This window comes from Microbaculum mangrovi, assembly GCF_051390635.1.
Classification (GTDB): Bacteria; Pseudomonadota; Alphaproteobacteria; order Rhizobiales; family Tepidamorphaceae; genus Microbaculum.
In genome coordinates, this window is sequence record NZ_JBPODT010000001.1 from 987,054 (window position 1) to 1,008,750 (window position 21,697).

Consider the following 21,697-nt stretch of genomic DNA (forward strand, 5'->3'; position numbering starts at 1 on the left):
GTAATACCTCTGCGGTATTACCTACCCGACAGACGTGAACAAGTCAAGAACATCTCACTCCGCCGCAGCCAGCACGCGCGAGGCGCGGTGGTGGGCGTGGGTGATGGCGATGGCCAGCGCGTCGGCGGCGTCGTCCGAATCGACCTTCGCCTTCGGCAGCAGCACCGAGACCATCATGCGTATCTGCTTCTTGTCGCCATGGCCGGCGCCGACCACGGTCTTCTTGACGAGATTCGGCGCGTATTCGGCGACCTTCAGACCACGGGACGCCGGCACCAGCAGCGCGATCCCGCGCGCCTGACCGAGCTTCAGGGTGGCGGTCGGGTTTTGATTGACGAAAGTGTGCTCGACGGCGGCCTCGTGCGGCGCCTGGGTGTCGAGCACGCCGCAAAGCCCCACGTGCAGCTCCACAAGCCGCTCGGCGAGGCTCAGCTTGTCGGTGGAGGTGACGGTGCCCGCACCGACGAACGACAGCGACGTGCCGGCCATATCGATCACGCCCCAGCCGGTGCGCCTGAGGCCCGGGTCGATGCCCAGTATCCGAATCGCCTGCCGTCTCATGGGATTGGTGTAGCCGCTGGAAGGCGCCGTGCCTAGCAACCAGCGCCCCCGGCACTGGCCCCCCGGATCACCGGGGGCGACTTGCCCCGAACGGTTCGAACCCGCTACCAATCTCCCAAATCGACCAACCGGCCTTCTGCAACGCCCATGACCTTCGATCAATCGCTTATCGCCGTGCTCGTCGCGGCGCTGGTCGCCGGGCTCGTGCGCGGCTTCTCCGGCTTCGGTGCCGCGCTGATCTTCATGCCGGTCGCCTCCGCCGCGATCGATCCGAGGCTCGCCGCGGCCAGCTTCCTGATCTTCGACGCGGTTCTGACACTGCCGCTGCTGTGGGGCGCGGTCCGGTCCTGCCAGTGGAACACGGTGCTGCCCGTCGGCGTCAGCGCCATGGCGACGGTCCCCTTCGGCGCGGCGATCCTCGCCAATGCGGATCCGGTCACCTTGCGCTGGGGGCTGTCGATGCTGGTGCTGCTCCTGCTGGCGCTGCTCGCCTCGGGACTGCGCTATGCCCGCGCACCGAGCCGGCTCGCCTCCGTCGGCATCGGCGGGGTCGCGGGCGTGCTCAACGGCATCGGCCAGGTCTCCGGCCCGCCGGTCATCGCCTTCTGGATCGCGGGGCCCTTTCCGCCGCCGATCATCCGCGCCAACCTGATAGCGTTCTTCTCCATCGCCAGCATGTCGAGCTTCGTCGCCTACGCCTGGAACGGCTTCTTCACGATGGAGACGCTGACGGTAATCGCGGTCTTCGCGCCGGTCTACGCGCTGGCGCTGTTTCTCGGCGCCCGCCTGTTCGGCAAGGCGCCGGAGCGCTACTACCGCCGCATCGCCTACGCGGTGATCGCGCTGGCCGCGATCACCAGCCTCCCGGCCCTCGACGGGCTGCTGCGCTAGGCTGCCCGCCCGGGTTCGCCGTCGATATCAGGAGGGTTCCGGGTGTCCGGGCCGCGACGATCCGATCGTCCCGGCAAGGGAGGTCGCTCAGGCCGCCGTCAGGCGTTCCAGCACCTCGTCGGAGATCTCGAAGTTCGAATAGACGTTCTGCACGTCGTCGTCGTCCTCGAGCGCGGCGATCAGCTTCATCAGCGATTCCGCCTTGCCCTCGTCGACCTGCGTCGCCGTCTGCGGCTTCCACACCGGGTTCACCGAGTCCGCCTCGCCGAGGCTGGCTTCAAGCGCCGAGGACACCTCGCCGAGATCCTCGAAGGCACAGAGGATGATGTGGCCGTTGGTGTCGCTCTGCACGTCCTGCGCGCCGGACTCGATCGCCGCTTCCAGCACCGTGTCCGCGTCGCCGGCCTCGGGCTTGTAGACGATCTCGCCGACCCGATCGAACATGAACGACACGGAGCCGGTTTCTCCGAGCGCCCCGCCGGCCTTGGTGAAGATCGAACGCACGGCGCCGGCGGTGCGGTTGCGGTTGTCGGTCAGCGCCTCGACGATGACGGCGACGCCGCCCGGCCCGTAGCCCTCGTAGCGGATTTCCTCGTAGGTATCCGCGTCGCCGCCTGCCGCCTTCTTGATCGCGCGCTCGATATTGTCCTTCGGCATCGACTGCGACTTGGCGTTCTGCACGGCCAGCCGCAGGCGGGGATTCATCGTCGGGTCGGGCAGGCCCATCTTGGCCGCGACCGTGATTTCCTTGGCGAGTTTGGAAAAGAGCTTCGACCGGACCGCGTCCTGGCGGCCCTTGCGATGCATGATGTTCTTAAACTGGGAGTGTCCTGCCATGGCATGCCTCGATTGCGTTAGAACCGCGGCCGCAACAGTCGGGGGGAAACGCCGTTTTCGCCACGCCCGATTCACCACGCCCGACCAAGCCGGCGGCCGCGCAGTTCGCCCGCTTATAGGGCGGGTCCGGTCGAAAATCCACTGGCCCGCGAGAAGCCGGTCTACCAGTCCGGCAGAGTCTCCGACAGATGGCCGCCGAGCCGCACCGGGGCGACCCGCCGGGCCAGGCCGGTCGAATCGTCGGTCTCCACCAGCACGCCCGACAGCGAAGCGTCGCCCAGCGCCGGCTCGAAGCGCCCGGAGGGGATCTTGGTCAGGAAGCGCCTGAGCGGCTCCTCCTTGTCCATGCCGATCACCGAGTCGTAGTCGCCGCACATGCCGACGTCGGTCATGTAGGCGGTGCCCTCCGCCAGCACCATGTGGTCGGCGGTCGGCACATGGGTGTGGGTGCCAACGACAAGGCTCGCCCGCCCGTCCAGGAAATGACCCATCGCCTGCTTCTCGCTCGTCGCCTCGGCATGGAAGTCGACGACGATCGCGTCCGCCCCGCCGCCGAGCGGGCAGGCCTCCAGCTCCCGCGACAGCGCCGCGAAGGGATCCTCGAGCATGTTCATGAAGACGAGGCCCATGGCGTTGATCACGAGCACCCGCGCGCCGTTGCGCGCCTCGTAGAGCCCGGCGCCGCGCCCGGGCGTGCCTGCCGGGAAGTTGATCGGCCGCAGCAGGGTCGGCGTGCGCTCGATGAAGACGAGCGCCTCGCGCTGGTCCCAGACGTGGTTGCCGGTGGTGACGACGTCCGCGCCGGCGTCGATCAGCTCGCCGTGGATCGCCTCGGTGATGCCGAAGCCCCCCGCCGAATTCTCGCCGTTGACGACCACGAAGTCGGCGTCGAGCCGGCTCCTCAGCTCGGGCAGCCGGTCCACGACGATCTCCCGGCCGGAGCGGCCGACCACGTCACCAAGAAAGAGCAGCCGCACGGGCACCTCCAATGCATGTCGTCAGGCCCCGTTCGGTCAGAACGAAGTCCACAGGTTGATCGTATCGGTCGCGCGGCACCAGGCCCACCTCCTGGATGGCGAAGGCAAGCCCGATCGCCGCGATCTTGCGCTCCGCCCGCGCGATCGCCAGCGAGCGGTCGTAGAACCCGCCGCCGTAGCCGACCCGGTAGCCGAACCGGTCGAAGGCGAGCAGCGGCACGAGGAACACCCGCGGATGCGCCTGGGGCGCCGAGGCCAGCGGCTCGCGGATGCCGAAATGGCCCTTGCCCGTCCTGTCGCCGGGCCGCCAGCGGCGGAACACCAGCGGCCGCGCCCGGCCGACGACGACGGGCAGCGCCAGCCGGCAGCCCCGGCGCGCGAGCGCCATGATCAGCGGCTGGGTGTCGAGCTCGTCGCCGAAGGTGGAAAAGCACGAGACCGTGCCGCGCCCGGCCAGCGCGGCAATATCCGCCGCCCGGCCGGCGACGGCCTCGGCCGCCGCCCGACGGTCCGCGCCGGACACGCGCCGGCGCGCGGCGCGCGCCAGCGTCCGCATGCGGGCCTTTTGGGCTGTTCGGTCGGTCATGCGGGGATCCGGGGATGACACGGGACGGGAAACGGTGGGATGGCGAAGCCGCCGCGGCCGGTGGAGAGCAGCGATCCCGGGAACCTACATACGTAGGTGGGCGCCGTATGAAAGAGCCCACGGGCTCAACCAGGGACAGCTCCCAAGGAGATCGATAAGGCCCCGGGGAATTGAGTCTCCTGTCGCACCGGGCAGCCTCGCCATGTCGAATGTAGCTATCGTGGCGGGCGCTCGCCAGTGGAAAGGATGCGGATTTCGCGACGTGCCGCGTCCGCCCCTCATTCGCCCGGCTGTTCCGCCCCCGCCCCGTTCAGCGCGGCGGCGAGACTTTCGATACGGGCGGACGCCTGGTCGAGCATTTCCGCGATCGAGTCCTGCGCCGAGGACACCTTGTCGAGCACCGCGCTGCGGGATTCCTTGAGGCCCTCGACCTCCGATTCGAGCGCTTTCAGCCGGCGGCGCGAATCGGCGAGCTCGTCGCCGAGTTCCATCGCCGCCATCAACATCAGCCGCATGTCGCCGACCTCGCCGAAACTGGCCTTGTAGGCCTCGATGCGACGATCGATGTCCTGCGCGAGTTGGCTCAGGATTTGCTCCTGGCCCTCGTCGCATCCCATCCGGTAGACACGGCCGTTTATCGAGACCGTCACCTGGGGCATGGTACCCGCTCCGCCGTTCTCCCCCAGCCCGGCGATTCGAAAGCCAGCAAATCCACGCTCAGCCGCCCTGCTCGCTGTCGAGCAGGCCGCGAATGGAGCTGATAGCCGAATCCAGTCTCTGCGAGACGCTCTTCGATACCGATTCGAGCTGCGCCGACCGCGCCTGCGCCGTATCGAGCTCCTGGGCCAGCTGCGACCGGTCGTCGCTCAGGGTCCGGATCTCCGACTGCAGGGCGGTTACGCTACGATCCATCGCCTGGCGGCGGCGAACGGCCGCTTCCAATGCGTCGAGTGCGCCGACAAACCGCCTTTGCGCGCGCTCTACAGGACTCGAATCGACATTCATAGACCCGCCTCCCCGACCGTCGGCCACTGGCGCCAATCGCAAACCCGACACGAAAAAGGCCGCCATCGCTGTCGCGTCAGACGAAAGGAAAATATAAAGGCCAACGGATTAGCCGTGAGAGATTAGGCATCGCTGCAAGCTGCGGTCAACCGCCCATCGCCGCATACCGGACCGCCTGTCGGCCGCCCCGCACCGTGCCGGCCGCACGCCTGCGTATACGTCGCAAACCCTTTGATCCGGCCCCTCAATTGACTCGCCCCGGCGAGGTGGTATTGATCGGCCCGCTTCGCGGGGACAGGCGCTGAAGGTCGGGGAATTCGGGTGGTGCCGTGACGACACGGACCGTTCGGTTTTCCCGCCGCCAACGAACCCCGCATCCACGGTGACCATCGGAATTAAATGACAGAGAACGCCGCACAGGTCGATCATCGCGCAATGGCCAACGCCATCCGCGCGCTCGCCATGGATGCCGTTGAGGCAGCCAAATCCGGACATCCCGGCATGCCGATGGGCGCCGCCGACATCGCCACGGTGCTGTTCACGCGGTTCCTGAAATTCGATCCGAAGGCGCCCGACTGGCCCGACCGCGACCGTTTCGTGCTGTCGGCCGGCCACGCCTCCATGCTGCTCTATTCGTCGCTGTATCTGCTCGGCTACGAGGCGATGACCATCGAGGAGATCAAGAATTTCCGCCAGCTCGGCTCGCATACCGCCGGCCATCCCGAATTCGACCTGAAGGCCGGCATCGAGACCACCACCGGTCCGCTCGGCCAGGGCATCGCCACCGCCGTCGGCATGGCGATGGCCGAGCGCCACCTCAACGCCACCTTCGGCGACGAAATGGTCGACCATTTCACCTACGTGCTGGCCAGCGACGGCGACCTGATGGAGGGTGTCAGCCACGAGGCGATCTCGCTCGCCGGCCACCTCAAGCTCGACCGGCTGATCGTCCTCTACGACGACAACCACATTTCCATCGACGGCCCGACCTCGCTGTCGGATTCGACCGATACCGTCGAACGTTTCGACGCCGCCGGCTGGCACACCCAGCGCGTCGACGGCCACGATCCCGACGCGATCGCCGCGGCGATCGAGGCGGCCCGCACGTCCGACCGGCCCTCGATCATCGCCTGCCGCACCATCATCGGCTACGGCGCGCCGAACAAGCAGGGCACGTCCGCGACCCACGGCGCGCCGCTCGGCGCCGACGAGGTGCAGGCCGCCCGGCTCGGGCTCGGCTGGGAGGCGGCACCCTTCGAGATCCCCTCCCCCATCCGCGACGCCTGGCGGATCGCCGGCCTGCGCTCGGGCAAGGCCCGCAGCGCCTGGGAGAAGCGGCTGGCGGCACTCGACCACGATGTCCGCAACGAATTTGAACGGCGCACGCGCGGCGAGCTGCCGGTCGATCTGGCCACGGCGATCCGTTCGCTCAAGGAGACCTTCGCCGCCGACAGGCCGGAGATCGCGACCCGCAAGGCATCCGAACTGGTGCTGGGCGCCGTCAATCCGGCGGTGCCGGAGACGATCGGCGGGTCCGCCGACCTGACGGGCTCGAACAACACCCGCAGTCCGGACCTCAAGGACTTCTCGGCGGAGGACTACGCCGGCCGCTACGTTCACTACGGCGTGCGCGAGCACGGCATGGCCGCGGCCATGAACGGCATGGCGCTGCACGGCGGCGTCATCCCCTATTCCGGCACCTTCCTCGTCTTCTCCGACTATTGCCGCCCGTCGATTCGTCTCGCGGCGCTGATGGGCATCCGCGTCATCCATGTCTTCACGCACGATTCGATCGGCCTGGGCGAGGACGGCCCCACCCATCAGCCGGTCGAGCATCTGGCGAGCCTGCGGGCAATCCCGAACCTAAACGTGTTCCGGCCCGCCGACGCCACCGAGACCGCCGAATGCTGGCAGCTTGCGCTCGAGGCCCGCAGCCGGCCGAGCGTTCTCGCGCTGACCCGCCAGAACGTGCCGGGCCTGCGCACTTCGGTGACCGACGAGAACTGCTGCGCCCGCGGCGCCTACGAGCTGGCGGCCGCCACGGGACAGGCCAAGGTCACCCTGTTCGCATCCGGCTCCGAGGTGTCGCTGGCGCTGGAGGCGCGCGTCATCTTGGAACGCGACGGCATCCCGACCCGTGTGGTATCGGTCCCCAGTTTCGAGTTGTTCGAGGAACAGTCGGCCGATTACCGCCGCACGATCCTCGACGATGCGCCGGTTCGCGTCGCCGTCGAGGCGGCGATCCGACAGGGTTGGGACCGCTTCGTCGGGCGTGACGGCGGCTTCGTCGGCATGAACGGCTTCGGCGCCAGTGCCCCGTACAAGAGCCTGTACGAGCACTTCGGCATAACCGCCGAGGCGGTCGTGGCGGAAGCCCGGCGTATATTGGATAGTCTGGCGCCGGCCGAGGAGGCTTGACCGATCCGGCGGCGCACAACGGGTTAGCTAAGGAGACTACTAGAATGGCTGTCAGGGTAGCGATCAACGGATTTGGCCGCATCGGCCGGCTGGTGCTGCGCGGGATCATCGAATCCGGCCGCACCGACATCGAAGTCGTCGGCATCAACGATCTCGGCCCGATCGAGACCAACGCGCACCTGCTGCGCTACGACAGCGTGCATGGCCGTTTTCCCTCCGAGGTCACGGTATCGGGCGAGTCCATGGATGCCGGCCGCGGCCCGATCAAGGTGACGGCCATCCGCGATCCCAGGGAGCTGCCGTGGAAGGAACTCGGCGTCGATATCGCGCTCGAGTGCACCGGCATCTTCGCCGACCGTGACAAGGCGGCCATGCATCTGGAAGCCGGCGCCAAGCGCGTCCTGGTCTCCGCCCCGGCCACCAACGCCGACATCACCGTCGTCTACGGCGTCAACAACGACCAGCTGACCGCCGAGCACACGGTCGTCTCCAACGCCTCGTGCACGACGAACTGCCTGGCCCCGGTCGCCAAGGTGATCAACGACGCCGTCGGCATCGAGAAGGGCTTCATGACCACCGTGCACGCCTATACGGGCGACCAGCCGGTTCTCGACACGCTGCACAAGGACCTCTACCGGGCCCGCGCCGCGGCGATGTCGATGATCCCGACCACGACCGGCGCCGCCCGCGCCGTCGGCCTGGTGCTGCCGGAGCTGAACGGCAAGCTCGACGGCGTCTCGGTGCGCGTGCCGACCCCGAACGTCTCGATGATCGACCTGAAGGTCGTCGCCAAGCGCGACACCTCGGTCGAGGAGATCAACGAGGCGATGAAGGCGGCGGCGAATTCCAACGCCATGAAGGGCATCCTCGCGGTCACCGCCGAGCCGCTGGTTTCCATGGACCTCAACCACGACCCGGCCTCGTCGACCTTCGCGCTCGACCAGACCAAGGTCATGGAGGGCAACTTCGTCCGCGTGCTTTCGTGGTACGATAACGAGTGGGGCTTCTCCAACCGCATGGCCGACACCGCGGTGGCAATGGGCAAGCTTATCTGAACGGGAGACCGGAATGGCCTCGTTCCGCACGATCGACGATCTCGATCTGAATGGTCGGCGCGCTGTCCTGCGCGCCGATCTCAACGTTCCCGCCAAGGACGGCGTGGTGACCGACGCGACCCGCATCGAGCGCGCCGCCGACACCATCAAGGCCCTGCTCGGCAAGGGCGCCGCCGTGATGGTGCTCTCCCACTTCGGCCGCCCGAAGGGCAAGGTCGTCCCGGAAATGTCGCTGAAACCGGTCTTGCCCGCGCTTGAGAAAGCGATCGGCCGGCCGGTCACCTTCGTCGCCACCGACTGGACCGACGGCAAGGCCCTGGACGCCGCCAAACAGGCGGCACCGCACAGCGTGCTGCTGTTCGAGAACACCCGCTTTCACCCCGGCGACGAAGGCAACGATCCGGCGTTCGCCAGGCAGCTCGCCAGCCTCGGCGACGTCTTCGTCAACGACGCCTTTTCCGCCGCCCATCGCGCCCACGCCTCGACCACCGGCATCGCCGACCATCTGCCCGCGGCCGCCGGCCTGACCATGGCCGCCGAGATCGAGGCGCTGGAGAAGGCCCTGTCGAAGCCGGAGCGTCCGGTGATGGCGATCGTCGGCGGCGCCAAGGTGTCCACCAAGATCGACCTGCTCTCCAATCTGGTGGCCAAGGTCGACATGCTGGTCATCGGCGGCGGCATGGCCAACACCTTCCTCGCCGCCAAAGGCCACGGGATCGGCAAGTCGCTGTGCGAGCGCGACAAGCTGGACACCGCCCGCGAGATCGAGGCGGCGGCGCGCGAGGCCGGCTGCGAAATCGTCCTGCCGGTCGACGTGATCGCCGCCAAGGCCTTCGAGGCCAGGGCCCCGCACCGAATCTGCGGTCTCGACGACGTCGAGGACGACGAGATGATCCTCGACATCGGCCCGAAGACAGAGACGGCGCTGGAGGGCAGGCTCGAGACGGTGAAGACGGTGGTCTGGAATGGCCCCTTCGGCGCCTTCGAGCTGGAGCCGTTCGACGCCGGCACAAATGCGGTCGCGCGCACCGTCGCCCGCGACACCAAGGCCGGGCACATGCTGTCGGTCGCCGGTGGCGGCGACACGGTGGCCGCCCTCAACAAGGCCGGCGTGACGCGGGACTTTTCCTTCGTGTCGACGGCCGGAGGCGCCTTCCTCGAATGGCTCGAGGGCAAGGCCCTGCCCGGTGTCGAGGCTTTGAGACCCTGATAACGATAGAGAATGTGAGGATCAGACGATGAGTGAACGGCTTGAGGATATCGCCCAGGCCATGGTGGCGGACGGGAAGGGCATTCTCGCCGCCGACGAGAGCACCGGGACGATCAAGAAGCGCTTCGATTCGATCGGCGTGGAATCCACCGAGGACAACCGTCGCGACTATCGCGAGATGCTGTTCCGCGCCGACGACGCGATGAAGAACTGCATTTCCGGCGTCATCCTGTTCGACGAGACGCTGCGCCAGAAGGCAGCCGACGGCACGCCGCTGGTCGACCTGATCAGGGCCGCCGGCGCGGTTCCCGGCATCAAGGTCGACGCCGGCGCCAAGGACATGCCCGGCTTCCCCGGCGAAAAGATCACCGAAGGCCTCGACGGCCTGCGCGACCGGCTCAGGGAATACCATGGCCTCGGCGCCCGCTTCGCCAAGTGGCGCGCGGTGATCGACATCGCCGACGGCATCCCGAGCTGGGGCTGCGTCAAGGCCAACGCCCATGCGCTCGCCCGCTACGCGGCGCTGTGCCAGGAAGCCGGCATCGTCCCGATCGTCGAGCCTGAGGTGCTGATGGACGGCCCCGTCGCCGCCCATGACGCCGACCGCTGCTACCAGGTCACCGAGTGGGCGCTCAACACGGTCTTCGACGAGCTGTTCGAGCAGCGCGTCCTGCTGGAAGGCATGGTGCTGAAGCCCAACATGGTGATTTCCGGCAAGAACGCCTCCCGGCAGGCGAGCGCCGAAGAGGTCGCCGAGAAGACCGTGCGCTGCCTGAAGTCGACCGTCCCGGCCGCCGTTCCGGGCATCGCCTTCCTGTCGGGCGGCCAGTCCGACGAGGAAGCGACCCGGCACCTCTCGCTGATGAACGAGATGGGACCGCTGCCGTGGAAGCTGACCTTCTCCTACGGCCGCGCGCTGCAGGCCGCCGCGCTGAAGGCCTGGGGCGGCAAGACCGAGAACGTCGCCGCCGCCCAGAGCGCGTTCTCGCATCGCGCCCGCATGAACGGCCTTGCCGCCGCCGGCAAGTGGAGCGCGGACCAGGAAAAGCAGGCCGCCTGACGACAGGCGGCTTACCCCGCTTCGCCGGGACCGGACGTGCTGCCGGTCCCGGATTTACGGCTTGTTAACCACTCCTTAGCAGACCCGCGGCAGGATTGTCGGCGTACCGGCTCCGCGTTTTCGCCGTATTCCCGGCGTATGCGCGTTGTTTTGGCTATTGATCGACCGTCGAACGAATTGAACGCTCATGGCACCTGCGCCCGCCCGCCTCGTCCTCGTAACGCCGCCGGATTTCGATCCGGCCGACTTCGCACGGCAGCTCTCCGACGCGCTGCAGACCGCGGAAACCGCCGCCGTCATCCTTGATCTGTCCTCGGACGATCCGGCCCTTTGGCGCCGGTCCGCCGAGATGCTCTGCCCGATCGCCCAGGATAACGGCGCCGCGTTCCTGTTGCACGGCCATCCCGGTCTCGTGCGCGAGGTCGGCGCCGACGGCGTGCACATCACGCACGGCGCCGCCGCCGTCGAATCCGCGATGGGCACGCTCAAGCCCGACCTGATCGTCGGCGCCGGCGACTGCACCACCCGGCATGCCGCCATGCTGCTCGGCGAGGGTCAGCCCGACTACGTCCTTCTCGGCCGCCTCGACCTGGACGGCGACATCCCGGCGACCTTCAATCTGATCGAATGGTGGAGCGAGCTGTTCCAGCTCCCCTGCATTGCCATGTGCGCCGAGGACTGGACGTCCGTCGAGGACGCCGTCTCCGCGGGCGCCGACTTCGTCGCGATGCGCGATCTCGTCTGGAACGAGCCCGCGGGCGTCGCCGACGCGGTCGCCCGGGCCGCCGCGATTGCCGAACGGGTCCGCGAGGAGGCGGCATGAGGCCGATTGCGGTTGCCGCGATCGGAGCCGCCTTGCTTGCCTGGTCGGGCTCAGCCTGGCCGGGGTTCGCGCGCGAGGCCACCACCGATATCGCCTATGGCGCCTACCAGCGCGGCTACTACCTGACGGCCTTCCGTACCGCGCTCGAACGCGGCCAGGACGGCGACGCCGCCGCGCAGACCCTGCTCGGCGAGCTCTACGCCAAGGGCCTCGGCATCCCCAAGAACATGCAGCAGGCGGTGTGGTGGTACAGCCAGGCCGCCGTTGCCGGAAACCGCGAGGCCCAGTTCGCGCTTGCCCTGGCGCTGGCCCGCGGCGAGGGCACGACCAAGGACGAGGAGAAGGCCGCCGGCTGGTTCGATGCCGCCGCCAAGAAGGGCCACGTCGAGGCCCACTACAACCTCGCCCTGATCTATGTCGACGGCAAGGTTCGCCCCCGAAACCTGAAGAAGGCGGCCGAGCTCCTGCGCTTCGCCGCCGAGAACGGCCACACGCCCTCGCAGTACAACCTCGCCCTGCTCTACCTCGAAGGCGCCGGCGTCGCGCAGGATCCCGCCGAGGCGCTGCGCTGGATGCAGAAGGCGGCGGAAGCGGGCATGCCGCTGGCCGAGGTCGAGCTCGCCGTCATGCTGTTCAAGGGCGAGGGCACCGCGACGAACGAGGCCGAGGCGGTCCGGTGGTTCAGTCGCGCCGCCGAGAAGGGCAATCCGGTCGCCCAGAACCGGCTGGCCCGCATCTACGCCAACGGTCAGGGCGTCGAGGCCGACGCGGTCGAAGCGGCGAAATGGCACATTCTCGCCCGTTCCGCCGGCGCCAGCGACGTCTGGCTCGACGGTTTCCTGGGCTCGCTGGACGAGACGCAGCTCGAGGAGGCCGACAAGCGCGTGCGCAAATGGGCGCAGGGCTTCAGTTACGGCACCAACGGTGTCATTTACTGAGCCATCTTTTGCTGATGCATCCGGCGTCAAGGTTTGTTAGAAACCGCGCCATCCATTCCTTCCGGTCCCAAATCCTTGGAACACGGCGCATCGGCGCCCCTCCTCCGATCGGTGCCCGACCGGAGACATTTCGCGAGCGGTTCGACATGAAGATCAACGGAAACCAGATCACGCCGGGCAACGTCCTGGAACACAAGGGCGGCCTTTGGGTCGCCGTGAAGACCCAGGCCGTGAAACCGGGCAAGGGCGGCGCCTTCAACCAGGTGGAGCTCAAGAACCTGATCGACGGCACCAAGCTCAACGAGCGCTTCCGCGCCGACGAGACCGTCGAGCGCGTCCGCCTCGACCAGCAGGACTTCCAGTTCCTCTACGCCCAGGGCGAGCAGCTTGTGTTCATGGATACCGAGTCCTACGAACAGCTCGAGCTGGCCGAGGATTTCGTCGGCGAGCGCGCCGCCTTCCTCCAGGACGGCATGACCGTGACCGTCGAGCTGTACGACGGCAAGCCGATCGGCATCACCCTGCCCCAGCACGTGACGCTGGAGGTCACCGAGGCCGACCCGGTCGTCAAGGGCCAGACCGCCGCCTCCTCCTACAAGCCGGCCAAGCTCGAGAACGGCATGCGCGTGATGGTGCCGCCGTTCGTCACCACCGGCGAGAAGATCATCGTCGACACCAACGAGATCACCTACGTCCGCCGCGCGGACTGACCGGACACCATGGCCAGATCAGCCCTTCTCAACGTGATGGTGCAGGCGGCCACCAAGGCCGCCCGCGCGCTCTCGCGCGACTTCGGCGAGGTGGAGAACCTGCAGGTCTCGATGAAGGGACCGGGCGACTTCGTCTCCGCCGCCGACCTGCGCGCCGAAAAGATCCTGCGCGAGGAGCTGTCGCGGGTGCGGCCGAAATACGGGTTCCTGATGGAGGAATCCGGCGAGATCGAGGGAACCGACAAGGCGCACCGCTGGATCGTCGACCCGCTCGACGGCACCACCAACTTCCTGCACGCGGTGCCGCTGTTCACCATCTCGATCGCGCTTGAGCGCGATGGCGAGATCGTCGCCGGCCTCGTCTTCACCCCGATCATGAACGAGCTGTTCGTCGCCGAGAAAGGCGCCGGCGCGTACCTGAATGACCGTCGCATCCGCGTCGCCCAGCGCCGCGACCTGTCGCAGTCGATCATCACCACCGGCATCCCGCACCAGGGCCGCGGCAATCACCCCGCCTATCTGCGGGAACTGGCCCCGATCATGGCGAAATCCGCCGGGATCCGCCGCACCGGCTCCGCCGCCCTCGATCTGGCCTGGCTCGCCGCCGGCCGTTTCGACGGCTTTTTCGAGCGCGGCCTGAGCCTCTGGGACATCGCCGCCGGCGTGCTCCTCGTCAGCGAAGCCGGTGGCTTCGCGACCGACTATACCGGCCGCAAATCGGCGCTCCACGCCGACAGCCTGGTCGCCGGCAACGTCGATATCCATCGCGCTTTGGTCGATTCCCTGTCCAAGTCCTGACATCTTCGCCGCCGAAAGTGCGCTTCCGCCTTGGACATGTCGCGATCTCGGCGGTAACTTCGCGTCGGGGGAACAGGAAGATTCGCGCGTGATTGATTCTCCTGCGCGCGTCAGAGACCCGGGAGCCGATGGCCCGCAGCAAAGATCCGCAGAAATTGGCAAGTCCGCAGGTCTACCTCTTGCGGATGCTGGTGTTTCTGATCATCGCCGGTTTCATCGGCGCGATCCTGTTTCCGCAGGTCTATACCGCCTTCATGTCGAATCCGGGCCTCAACGGCCTGATCATCGGCGTTCTGGCCATCGGCATCCTGATGGCGATCCGCCAGGTCTTCCGGCTTTTTCGCGAGGTTGCCTGGGTCAACGACTTCCGTCTCGCCGATCCGGGTCTTGAGGTCTCCAAGCCGCCGGTGCTGCTGGCGCCGATGGCCTCCCTGCTGCGCGACAGGGTGGGCCGCATGGCGATTTCGGCGCAGACCATGCGCTCGATCCTCGATTCGATCGCCATGCGTCTCGACGAATCCCGCGAGATGGCCCGCTACATGACCGGCCTGCTGGTCTTTCTCGGCCTGCTCGGCACCTTCTGGGGGCTGCTGCAGACGGTCAGCTCGGTCGCCGGCACCATTCAGTCGCTGAACATCGGCTCCGGCGATACCGGCGTCATCTTCGAGGATCTGAAATCCGGCCTGCAGGCGCCCCTGTCCGGCATGGGAACGGCCTTTTCGTCCTCGTTGTTCGGCCTCGCCGGCTCGCTGATCCTGGGCTTTCTCGACCTGCAGGCGGGCCAGGCCCAGAACCGGTTCTACAACGACCTGGAGGACTGGCTGTCCTCGGTCACCGAGATCGCCGCGACCGAGGAGCGGCCGGCCGAGGTCGCACCGATCGCGACCGCGGCGCCCGGTCCCGCGCCTCTGCCCGCGCCGGCGCCGGCGTTGATGACCGACGACATCCAGAAGTCCATCGACAGGCTCGCCCAGGTGATGAGCGAGGGCGGTCCGAACCGCGCGGCGACCGCCGCCATGGCCGACCTCGCCGAGGGCATCCAGGGGCTCGTGCAGCACATGCGCTCCGAGCAGAAGATGATCCGCGAATGGGTCGAGGCGCAGGCCGACCGCCAGAGCGAGATCCGCGACCTTCTCGCCCGCCTCGCCGACCGCGAGAGAGTGTAGGAGTCCAAGCCATGGCCCTGGTCCACGGCCGGCGCCGGCGCAGCCAGATCGACTACTGGCCGAGTTTCGTCGACGTTCTCACCAACGTCCTGCTCGTCTTCATCTTCCTGTTGTCGGTCTTCGCCCTGACCCAGTTCTTCCTCAGTCAGGAGATTTCCGGCCGCGACACCGTGCTCAACCGGCTGAACTCGCAGATCGCCGAGCTGACCGAGCTCCTGGCGCTGGAGCGGGCCGGCAAGCGCTCGCTGGAAGACCAGCTTTCCCTGCTGCAGTCCTCGCTGACGAACGCCGAGGCGGAACAGTCCCGGCTTCAGGGCATCCTCGACGCCCGCGCCGGCGATGCCGAGGCCGCCGGCGGACGGGTTTCGGAGCTGGCCATCGAACTCGACGAGGAAAAGCGCCTGAGCCAGCGCGCCCTCGCCCAGGTCGAGCTGCTGAATCAGCAGATTTCCGCCCTGCGCCGCCAGATCGCCGCGCTCGAGGATGCGCTGGAGGCCTCCGAGAGCCGGGACCGGGAGAGCCAGACCAAGATCGCCGATCTCGGCCGCCGCCTGAACGTGGCCCTGGCCCAGAAGGTGCAGGAGCTGTCGCGTTATCGCTCCGACTTCTTCGGCCGCCTCCGCGAGATCCTGTCGCAGCGCTCCGACATCCGCGTCGTCGGCGACCGCTTCGTCTTCCAGTCCGAGGTGCTGTTCCCGACCGGCTCCGACCAGATCAACGCCGCCGGCCGGCAGGAACTCGACAAGCTGGCCGCCGCGATCCTCGAGCTCGAAGGGGAGATTCCCGCCGAGATCGCCTGGGTGCTGCGCGTCGACGGGCACACCGACGCCCGCCCGATCAACTCGCCGCGGTTCCAGTCCAACTGGGAACTCGCGTCGGCCCGCGCCATCGCGGTGGTGCGCTACCTGATCGAAAAGGGCGTCGATCCCCAGCACCTCGTCGCCGCCGGCTTCGCCGACAACTATCCGCTTGTCGAGGGCAGTACCGAGGAAGCCTACGCCGCCAACCGCCGCATCGAGCTCAAGCTCACCGAGCGCTGACCTCGCGCGCCGCGCGCCGTTCGGCGAGCGTGCCCTCGTCGGTATCGAACTGCAGCCGGGCGAGCCGCGCGTAGAGGCCACCGGTCTCGATCAGGCTGTGATGCGTGCCCTCCTCGACGATCCGCCCCTCCTCCATGACGAGGATACGATCGGCATTGAGCACGGTCGCCAGCCGGTGCGCGATGACCAGCGTCGTGCGTTCCTGCATCAGGTCGTCGAGCGCCATCTGCACCACCGTCTCGCTTTCCGCGTCGAGCGCCGAGGTCGCCTCGTCGAGCAGCAGGATCGGTGCGGCGCGCAGGATCGCCCGGGCGATCGCGATGCGCTGCCGCTGCCCGCCGGACAGTTTCACGCCGCGCTCGCCGACCATCGTGCGGTAGCCCTCCGGCATGGCGGTGACGAATTCCTCGACATGGGCGGCGACCGCGGCGGCGCGGATCTCGTCGTCGCTGGCGCCGGGCCGGCCATAGGCGATGTTGTCGGCGACGGTGCCGGCGAAGATCACGGTGTCCTGCGGCACCACGGCGATGCGCCGGCGCACCGCGCGCGGATCGGCCCGGTCGATCGCCACGCCGTCGACGCGGATGGTGCCGTCATTCGGGTCGTAGTGGCGCAGCAGCAGGTGGAACAGCGTGCTCTTGCCCGCGCCCGACGGACCGACGATGGCCACCGTCTCGCCCGGCGCCACGGCGAAGCTGACGTCGTGCAGCGCCCGGTCGTCGGCACGGGTCGGGTAGGCGAAGGAGACGTGCGCGAAGGCGACCTCGCCGCGCGGCGGCTCGGGCAGGGCTTCCGGGGCCTCCGGCGCGCGCACGGACGGCTCCCGGTCCCTCAGGTCGGCGAGCCGCTCGGCCGCGCCGGCGGCCGCCTGCACCTCGCCCCATACCTGGCTGAGCTCGCCGAGCGCGCCAGCGGCGAACACCGCGTAGAGGACGAACTGGCCGAGCGTGCCCGGCGTCATGCGTCCGGCCAGCACGTCGTGCGCGCCGTACCAGAGCACGGCGACGACGCTGGCGAAGACCAGGAACAGGGCGACGAAGGTCAGCGTCGCCCGCATCTTGGTGGTGCCGCGGGCCGCGTCGAAGGATTCCTCGACGGCGGCGCGGAAGCGGGCGTCGGCCAGCTCCTCGTTGGTGAAGGCCTGCAGCGTGCGCACCGCGCCGATATTCTCCGAGGCGAAGGCGGTCGCGTCGGCAAGCGTGTCCTGGGCATCGCGCTGGCGCTTGCGCACCGCCCGGCCGAAGCCGACGAGCGGCAGCACGATCACCGGGATCACGATCAGCACCATCATCGAAAGGCGCGGGCTGGTGACGACCATCAGCGTCGCCGCGCCGATGCCGAGCACCAGGTTTCTGAGCGCGATCGAGGCGCTCGCCCCGACGGCGGCCTTGATCTGGGTGGTATCGGCGGTCAGCCGCGAGACGATCTCGCCCGACTGGGCGGTGTCGAAGAAATCGGCCGACAGATCTATCACCCGCCTGAACACGTCGGCGCGCACGTCGGCGACGATCCGCTCGCCCAGCCAGGTGACGAGGTAGTAGCGCGAGGCGCTGGCGGCGGCGAGCACCAGCACCACGATGATCAGCATGCCGAAATACTGGTTCACCAGCGCCGTGTTCTCGGAATCGAAGCCGAAATCGATCATCCGCCGCACCGCCTGCGGCACGGCCAGCGTGGCGCCGGCCGCGGTGACGAGCGCGATCAGCGCCAGCACGACATGGACCCTGTAGCGCACCACATAGGGCGCCAGCATCCTGAGCGGGCCGAGCTTCTGCCGCGGGCGCCGGCCGTTCGCCGATCCATCCCCCGGCTGCGCGGTCTCCGCCCCAGCCTCGTTCGGCGCCTTCCTGCGGGCCATGTCGTTTTGTCCTGCTCAGATCACATCGAGACGCGGAAAATGCCCCAGACGGGCCTCCCCGGGCAACCCGCCCTTATGTCGCGGACGGACGGTCGGCCGGATTGCGCGCCCGTCTCGCCCAACGCGGGGGGCCGAACCGCGACGTCGGCACGCGCTTCCCCGGTCATCCCGCCCCGCCCGCTTGCCTCGCAGGCCCATCCGCGCTATAGGCAGCGCCGAATTCTCATTCCATCCGCGCACGCGATGCGGCGTTTTGAACGGCGCCGGCAAGAAGGTTTGAAAGCCATGAAGAAAGACATCCATCCCGATTATCACACCGTCAAGGTGGTGATGACCGACGGCACCGAGTACGAGACCCGCTCGACCTATGGCGAGGAAGGCGCGGTCATCAATCTCGACATCGACGTCAACACGCACCCGGCCTGGACCGGCGGCAGCCAGCATCTGCTCGATCGCGGCGGCCGCGTCTCCCGCTTCAAGAAGAAGTTCGAAGGCTTCATCTGAGGCGCTTCGGCTTCCGAATAAAAAAGCCCCCGGCCTCGGTCGGGGGCTTTTTGTTTCGGCGAACGTCTGTATCAGCCTTCGCTTCCGCCAAACGCCGAGCGGACGCGATCGAGCTGCGAGAACACCGGGTTTGCCGCGCGCGCATCGTCCGCGCGCAGCTGGCCGCGCAGCTGCCGGTCGAGATGACGCACGCGCGCCTGCAGCCGCAGGCTTCGCGCGATCAGGTCCTGAAGGCCCTCCGGCAGTTCGTCGAACCCGGCCGAACGCTCGCGGTCTTCCGGATGCTCCAGGCGAACCTTGCCCTTCTCCTCCGAGGCCTGCTTGTCCGACATCTCGCCTTCGTTGACGGCGCGCTGGAGCAGCAGCCACGAGGCCATCTGCATCAGCCGGGTGGTCAGTTTCATGCTTTCCGTCGCATAGGCCAGCCCGCCCAGGCGGCTCAGCGTGCGCGACTCCGTGCGGCCGGGACCGTCGAGATAGTCGGCGGTCTCCTCGAGCAGCGCCATGCCCTCGCGAAACAGAGTCATGAAATTTCCGGAGCCGGCCATCCGCTCGGCGAAATTGACCGGATCGAGCCTAGGGTCCGACGCTTCGCGCACGTCTGTCTTGTCGTTTCTCATAACCTGTCCCTGTCGTCTCGTTTTGACCGATCTCGCGTGCAATTCGACACGAATTTGTGTCGAAACGACACGATCCGGCCGCCCATACGGTCAAATTTGCATCTTCGATGCCAGTTGCCGATGGGAGACGGCGTCGCATTGTGTCCCCGAGTCACCGCGATCATCGCGATTGCCGGGGCCCGGCGCAACGGACAAAAGAAAAGAGCCGCTGGGAAAGCGGCTCAGTTGGTTAACAGGGAGGCGTCAAACAGAGTGGACAGGAGCCACTCGAGATCCAGAAGACTGGATGCCTCATAGTTAACCTGTAGGACCTAACGAATGGTTAACCGATATACTTTTCTTCAAGATTTAGAGAAAAAGTTCTCGGCCGCATCGCGTGTCGAACCCTTCTTCTTGATGTCGGCTTCCAACCGCGTGATCTCGTTCTTCAGCAAGGAGATTCTCTCCTCGAGTTCCGCCACCGAAAGCGCCGAAAGGTCCATCCCGATCTCGTGCGCCGCAATCTTTTTCGGCCGGTCATCATCCCCGAACATGGTGCGCCCTTCCTTGCAATCGCTATCCGGCCTTTAACTCTACGGAGCCCGCCATTGTCACGGAAGGCCTGCCCCGGTATTCGAGAAACGACGTTAACGAAAGGGCCCGCGGATGACCGAGTTACCCACAACTTTGCCCACCACGATGACGGCCATCGAGATCAGCCAGCCGGGCGGACCCGAGGTGCTGGTCCCCGCCGAAAGGCCAGTGCCCGCCGCCGGCGAAGGAGAGGTCCTGGTCCGGGTGTCGGCGGCCGGCGTGAACCGGCCCGACGTGCTGCAGCGACTCGGCGGCTATGCGCCGCCGGCAGGCGCCTCCGATATTCCCGGCCTGGAGATCGCCGGCACCGTCGTCGCGGCCGGTCCAGGCACCAGCCGCTTCCAGCCCGGCGACACGGTCTGCGCCCTCGTTGCCGGCGGCGGCTACGCGGAATACTGCACGGTCCACGAGACCAACGCCCTGCCCCTGCCCGCCGGCCTCCCGGTCAGCGAGGCGGCCGCGATTCCCGAGACCTTCTTCACCGTGTGGACCAACGTCTTCGATCGCGGCGCCCTGCAGCCCGGCGAGACGCTGCTCATCCACGGCGGTGCCAGCGGCATCGGCACGACCGCGATCCAGCTCGGCAAGGCGTTCGGCGCGACCGTGTTCGTCACGGCCGGCACCCCGGAGAAATGCAGGGCCTGCGAGGAACTCGGCGCCGATCTCGCCATCGACTACAAGTCCGCCGATTTCGTCGAGGTGGTGAAGAAAGCTACGGACAAACGCGGCGTCGACGTGATCCTCGACATGGTCGGCGGCGACTACGTGCCGCGCAACTACCAGGCCGCCGCCGAGGAAGGCCGCATCGTCCAGATCGCCTTCCTGCACGGCTACAAGGCCGAGATCGACCTCAATCCACTGATGCGCAAGCGGCTGACCCATACCGGCTCGACCCTGCGCCCGCGCCCGGTCGCCTTCAAGGCGCAGATCGCCCGCGCGCTGGAAGAAAAGGTCTGGCCGCTGATCGCCGCCGGCAAGGTGAAACCGGTGATGGATTCCCGCTTCCCGCTGACACGGGCCGGCGAAGCCCACGCCCGCATCGATGCCGACCATACCGGCAAGATCGTGCTGGAAACCGGGCTTTAAGATTTAGGGATCGCCGTGAAAACGGCCAATCCGCATCATTTTGCCTCTCCCCGCCGGGGAGAGGCGACCAGGGCTCACCGGCCACGGAATTCCCGGAGGCCGGCCCTGTTTTCACCGTTTGCGTCGAAACGCGAACGCGCCTATATAACGTCATCCCCGTGACACTTCGAATTCGACCGGGGCGCCCCGCCGGAGGCGGTGGCGCGCAAGGGAGAAGCTTATGTCAAATACTCTTTTGATGCCCAAGGCGACCGCCATCTGGCTGGTCGACAACACCTCGCTCTCTTTCCGCCAGATCGCAGAGTTCTGCGCGCTGCACGAGCTTGAGGTGAACGCCATCGCCGACGGCGAGGCCGCGCAAGGGATTAAGGGCGTCGACCCGGTCCTGACCGGTCAGCTGACCCGCGAGGAGATCGATCGCTGCCAGAAGGATTCCTCGGCCAAGCTCAAGCTCGCCGAGCCGAAGGTGCGGATTCCGGTCACCAAGAAGCGCAAGGGACCGCGCTACACGCCGGTGTCGCGTCGCCAGGACCGTCCGAACGCGATCCTTTGGCTGGTGCGCAACCATCCCGAACTCAAGGACGCGGCGATCATGCGCCTCGTCGGCACCACCAAGGCGACGATCAACTCGATCCGCGAGCGCACCCACTGGAACGCGACGAACCTGCAGCCGATGGACCCGGTGACGCTCGGCCTGTGCTCCCAGATCGACCTCGACATGGAGGTCCAGTCCGCGGCCAAGTACCGTCCGCCGGAGGAAGCCGAGGGCATGCGCCTGCTCACCCCGGAGGAGAGTGTCGGCTTTGGCCACGGAGACGAAGACACCGCGGAATCGGAGGAGAGCGACGAGCTCGACGCCGATGCGGTGTTCGCCAAGCTGCGTTCGATGAAGGGCGAGGAAACGCCCTCCGAGGACTAAAAGAAGTCCGCTTTCGCCTCAATGGCCGACTGACCGAACGGGAGACACCCGTCGGCCACTCG

23 protein-coding genes and 1 other RNA gene are annotated in these 21,697 nt (G+C 67.5%); 14 read left to right on the forward strand and 10 right to left on the reverse strand.

The features are described from left to right. Positions 1-54 precede the first annotated feature (54 nt). A complete protein-coding gene (gene ruvC, locus ACSF9G_RS04750) occupies positions 55-561 on the reverse strand; it encodes a crossover junction endodeoxyribonuclease RuvC (RefSeq protein WP_436638937.1) in 507 nt (168 codons plus the stop codon). 147 nt (positions 562-708) lie between these two features. Between ruvC and ACSF9G_RS04755 the strand changes: the two genes are divergently transcribed. Continuing rightward, positions 709-1,452: a sulfite exporter TauE/SafE family protein gene (locus ACSF9G_RS04755; RefSeq protein WP_436638939.1), complete on the forward strand. Its 744-nt coding sequence runs from the start codon at positions 709-711 to the stop codon at positions 1,450-1,452. A gap of 87 nt (positions 1,453-1,539) precedes the next feature. Here ACSF9G_RS04755 and ACSF9G_RS04760 read toward each other — a convergent pair whose 3' ends face one another. The 6 genes from ACSF9G_RS04760 to ACSF9G_RS04785 form a co-directional block, all read right to left on the reverse strand. Continuing rightward, on the reverse strand, positions 1,540-2,289 hold the full coding sequence (locus tag ACSF9G_RS04760) for a YebC/PmpR family DNA-binding transcriptional regulator (protein ID WP_436638941.1): 750 nt from the start codon (positions 2,287-2,289) through the stop codon (positions 1,540-1,542). 161 nt (positions 2,290-2,450) lie between these two features. Then, positions 2,451-3,266: a TIGR00282 family metallophosphoesterase gene (locus tag ACSF9G_RS04765; RefSeq protein ID WP_436638943.1), complete on the reverse strand. Its 816-nt coding sequence runs from the start codon at positions 3,264-3,266 to the stop codon at positions 2,451-2,453. Then, entirely contained in the window at positions 3,244-3,852 is a 609-nt protein-coding gene (locus ACSF9G_RS04770) for a 5-formyltetrahydrofolate cyclo-ligase (protein ID WP_436638945.1), read from the reverse strand. The genes ACSF9G_RS04765 and ACSF9G_RS04770 overlap by 23 nt, the downstream gene beginning before the upstream one ends. Before the next feature lie 41 nt (positions 3,853-3,893). Continuing rightward, positions 3,894-4,053: non-coding RNA, 6S RNA (gene ssrS / locus ACSF9G_RS04775), on the reverse strand. Positions 4,054-4,130: 77 nt separating this feature from the next. After that, the gene (locus ACSF9G_RS04780) at positions 4,131-4,511 is read right to left on the reverse strand and encodes a cell division protein ZapA (protein WP_436638947.1); all 381 of its coding nucleotides are present in this window, start codon (positions 4,509-4,511) and stop codon (positions 4,131-4,133) included. Positions 4,512-4,569: 58 nt separating this feature from the next. Next, a complete protein-coding gene (locus ACSF9G_RS04785) occupies positions 4,570-4,857 on the reverse strand; it encodes a DUF4164 domain-containing protein (protein WP_436638948.1) in 288 nt (95 codons plus the stop codon). A gap of 399 nt (positions 4,858-5,256) precedes the next feature. On the opposite strand from ACSF9G_RS04785, the gene tkt reads away from it, so the two are divergent. From tkt to ACSF9G_RS04835, 10 genes are all read left to right on the forward strand, one after another. Continuing rightward, the gene (tkt, locus tag ACSF9G_RS04790; RefSeq protein WP_436638950.1) at positions 5,257-7,275 is read left to right on the forward strand and encodes a transketolase; all 2,019 of its coding nucleotides are present in this window, start codon (positions 5,257-5,259) and stop codon (positions 7,273-7,275) included. Positions 7,276-7,319: 44 nt separating this feature from the next. Continuing rightward, on the forward strand, positions 7,320-8,330 hold the full coding sequence (gene gap, locus ACSF9G_RS04795; RefSeq protein ID WP_436638952.1) for a type I glyceraldehyde-3-phosphate dehydrogenase: 1,011 nt from the start codon (positions 7,320-7,322) through the stop codon (positions 8,328-8,330). Between the two features lie 13 nt (positions 8,331-8,343). Continuing rightward, positions 8,344-9,540 (forward strand): phosphoglycerate kinase, encoded by a 1,197-nt coding sequence (locus ACSF9G_RS04800; RefSeq protein WP_436638955.1) that lies wholly within the window; start codon positions 8,344-8,346, stop codon positions 9,538-9,540. Between the two features lie 28 nt (positions 9,541-9,568). Then, a complete protein-coding gene (locus ACSF9G_RS04805; RefSeq protein WP_436638957.1) occupies positions 9,569-10,600 on the forward strand; it encodes a class I fructose-bisphosphate aldolase in 1,032 nt (343 codons plus the stop codon). A gap of 187 nt (positions 10,601-10,787) precedes the next feature. Then, entirely contained in the window at positions 10,788-11,423 is a 636-nt protein-coding gene (locus ACSF9G_RS04810; RefSeq protein WP_436638959.1) for a thiamine phosphate synthase, read from the forward strand. Further along, a complete protein-coding gene (locus ACSF9G_RS04815) occupies positions 11,420-12,361 on the forward strand; it encodes a tetratricopeptide repeat protein (RefSeq protein ID WP_436638961.1) in 942 nt (313 codons plus the stop codon). The genes ACSF9G_RS04810 and ACSF9G_RS04815 overlap by 4 nt, the downstream gene beginning before the upstream one ends. Before the next feature lie 146 nt (positions 12,362-12,507). After that, positions 12,508-13,071, forward strand: a complete 564-nt coding sequence (efp, locus tag ACSF9G_RS04820) for an elongation factor P (RefSeq protein WP_436638963.1) — start codon at positions 12,508-12,510, stop codon at positions 13,069-13,071. A gap of 9 nt (positions 13,072-13,080) precedes the next feature. Then, entirely contained in the window at positions 13,081-13,869 is a 789-nt protein-coding gene (locus tag ACSF9G_RS04825; protein ID WP_436638965.1) for an inositol monophosphatase family protein, read from the forward strand. Between the two features lie 128 nt (positions 13,870-13,997). Beyond that, positions 13,998-15,035 carry a flagellar motor protein MotA gene (locus ACSF9G_RS04830; protein WP_436638967.1) on the forward strand — a complete coding sequence of 346 codons (1,038 nt, stop codon included), beginning with the start codon at positions 13,998-14,000 and terminating at the stop codon, positions 15,033-15,035. Between the two features lie 11 nt (positions 15,036-15,046). Beyond that, positions 15,047-16,075, forward strand: a complete 1,029-nt coding sequence (locus ACSF9G_RS04835; RefSeq protein WP_436638969.1) for a peptidoglycan -binding protein — start codon at positions 15,047-15,049, stop codon at positions 16,073-16,075. Here ACSF9G_RS04835 and ACSF9G_RS04840 read toward each other — a convergent pair. After that, positions 16,062-17,933 (reverse strand): ABC transporter transmembrane domain-containing protein, encoded by a 1,872-nt coding sequence (locus tag ACSF9G_RS04840; protein ID WP_436638972.1) that lies wholly within the window; start codon positions 17,931-17,933, stop codon positions 16,062-16,064. The genes ACSF9G_RS04835 and ACSF9G_RS04840 overlap by 14 nt on opposite strands. 285 nt (positions 17,934-18,218) lie before the next feature. Between ACSF9G_RS04840 and rpmE the strand changes: the two genes are divergently transcribed. Continuing rightward, positions 18,219-18,437: a 50S ribosomal protein L31 gene (gene rpmE, locus ACSF9G_RS04845; RefSeq protein WP_261615542.1), complete on the forward strand. Its 219-nt coding sequence runs from the start codon at positions 18,219-18,221 to the stop codon at positions 18,435-18,437. Positions 18,438-18,508: 71 nt separating this feature from the next. Here rpmE and rcdA read toward each other — a convergent pair whose 3' ends face one another. Together rcdA and ACSF9G_RS04855 are read right to left on the reverse strand one after the other, a co-directional pair. Further along, positions 18,509-19,057 carry a protease adaptor protein RcdA gene (rcdA, locus tag ACSF9G_RS04850; protein WP_436638974.1) on the reverse strand — a complete coding sequence of 183 codons (549 nt, stop codon included), beginning with the start codon at positions 19,055-19,057 and terminating at the stop codon, positions 18,509-18,511. Between the two features lie 341 nt (positions 19,058-19,398). Beyond that, the gene (locus tag ACSF9G_RS04855) at positions 19,399-19,590 is read right to left on the reverse strand and encodes a DUF1192 domain-containing protein (protein ID WP_436638976.1); all 192 of its coding nucleotides are present in this window, start codon (positions 19,588-19,590) and stop codon (positions 19,399-19,401) included. Positions 19,591-19,702: 112 nt separating this feature from the next. On the opposite strand from ACSF9G_RS04855, the gene ACSF9G_RS04860 reads away from it, so the two are divergent. After that, positions 19,703-20,716, forward strand: a complete 1,014-nt coding sequence (locus tag ACSF9G_RS04860; RefSeq protein WP_436638978.1) for an NAD(P)H-quinone oxidoreductase — start codon at positions 19,703-19,705, stop codon at positions 20,714-20,716. Between the two features lie 220 nt (positions 20,717-20,936). Continuing rightward, the gene (locus ACSF9G_RS04865; protein ID WP_436638980.1) at positions 20,937-21,635 is read left to right on the forward strand and encodes a DUF1013 domain-containing protein; all 699 of its coding nucleotides are present in this window, start codon (positions 20,937-20,939) and stop codon (positions 21,633-21,635) included. Positions 21,636-21,697: the final 62 nt, after the last annotated feature.

Excerpts from the sequence above, each read along its gene's own strand:
- ruvC (WP_436638937.1), bottom strand. The coding sequence starts at position 561 with ATGAGACGGCAGGCGATTCGGATACTGGGCATCGACCCGGGCCTCAGG.
- ACSF9G_RS04755 (WP_436638939.1), top strand. The coding sequence starts at position 709 with ATGACCTTCGATCAATCGCTTATCGCCGTGCTCGTCGCGGCGCTGGTC.
- ACSF9G_RS04760 (WP_436638941.1), bottom strand. The coding sequence starts at position 2,289 with ATGGCAGGACACTCCCAGTTTAAGAACATCATGCATCGCAAGGGCCGC.
- ACSF9G_RS04770 (WP_436638945.1), bottom strand. The coding sequence starts at position 3,852 with ATGACCGACCGAACAGCCCAAAAGGCCCGCATGCGGACGCTGGCGCGC.
- ACSF9G_RS04780 (WP_436638947.1), bottom strand. The coding sequence starts at position 4,511 with ATGCCCCAGGTGACGGTCTCGATAAACGGCCGTGTCTACCGGATGGGA.
- ACSF9G_RS04785 (WP_436638948.1), bottom strand. The coding sequence starts at position 4,857 with ATGAATGTCGATTCGAGTCCTGTAGAGCGCGCGCAAAGGCGGTTTGTC.
- tkt (WP_436638950.1), top strand. The coding sequence starts at position 5,257 with ATGACAGAGAACGCCGCACAGGTCGATCATCGCGCAATGGCCAACGCC.
- gap (WP_436638952.1), top strand. The coding sequence starts at position 7,320 with ATGGCTGTCAGGGTAGCGATCAACGGATTTGGCCGCATCGGCCGGCTG.
- ACSF9G_RS04800 (WP_436638955.1), top strand. The coding sequence starts at position 8,344 with ATGGCCTCGTTCCGCACGATCGACGATCTCGATCTGAATGGTCGGCGC.
- ACSF9G_RS04805 (WP_436638957.1), top strand. The coding sequence starts at position 9,569 with ATGAGTGAACGGCTTGAGGATATCGCCCAGGCCATGGTGGCGGACGGG.
- ACSF9G_RS04810 (WP_436638959.1), top strand. The coding sequence starts at position 10,788 with ATGGCACCTGCGCCCGCCCGCCTCGTCCTCGTAACGCCGCCGGATTTC.
- ACSF9G_RS04815 (WP_436638961.1), top strand. The coding sequence starts at position 11,420 with ATGAGGCCGATTGCGGTTGCCGCGATCGGAGCCGCCTTGCTTGCCTGG.
- efp (WP_436638963.1), top strand. The coding sequence starts at position 12,508 with ATGAAGATCAACGGAAACCAGATCACGCCGGGCAACGTCCTGGAACAC.
- ACSF9G_RS04825 (WP_436638965.1), top strand. The coding sequence starts at position 13,081 with ATGGCCAGATCAGCCCTTCTCAACGTGATGGTGCAGGCGGCCACCAAG.
- ACSF9G_RS04830 (WP_436638967.1), top strand. The coding sequence starts at position 13,998 with ATGGCCCGCAGCAAAGATCCGCAGAAATTGGCAAGTCCGCAGGTCTAC.
- ACSF9G_RS04835 (WP_436638969.1), top strand. The coding sequence starts at position 15,047 with ATGGCCCTGGTCCACGGCCGGCGCCGGCGCAGCCAGATCGACTACTGG.
- ACSF9G_RS04840 (WP_436638972.1), bottom strand. The coding sequence starts at position 17,933 with ATGGCCCGCAGGAAGGCGCCGAACGAGGCTGGGGCGGAGACCGCGCAG.
- rpmE (WP_261615542.1), top strand. The coding sequence starts at position 18,219 with ATGAAGAAAGACATCCATCCCGATTATCACACCGTCAAGGTGGTGATG.
- rcdA (WP_436638974.1), bottom strand. The coding sequence starts at position 19,057 with ATGAGAAACGACAAGACAGACGTGCGCGAAGCGTCGGACCCTAGGCTC.
- ACSF9G_RS04855 (WP_436638976.1), bottom strand. The coding sequence starts at position 19,590 with ATGTTCGGGGATGATGACCGGCCGAAAAAGATTGCGGCGCACGAGATC.
- ACSF9G_RS04860 (WP_436638978.1), top strand. The coding sequence starts at position 19,703 with ATGACCGAGTTACCCACAACTTTGCCCACCACGATGACGGCCATCGAG.
- ACSF9G_RS04865 (WP_436638980.1), top strand. The coding sequence starts at position 20,937 with ATGTCAAATACTCTTTTGATGCCCAAGGCGACCGCCATCTGGCTGGTC.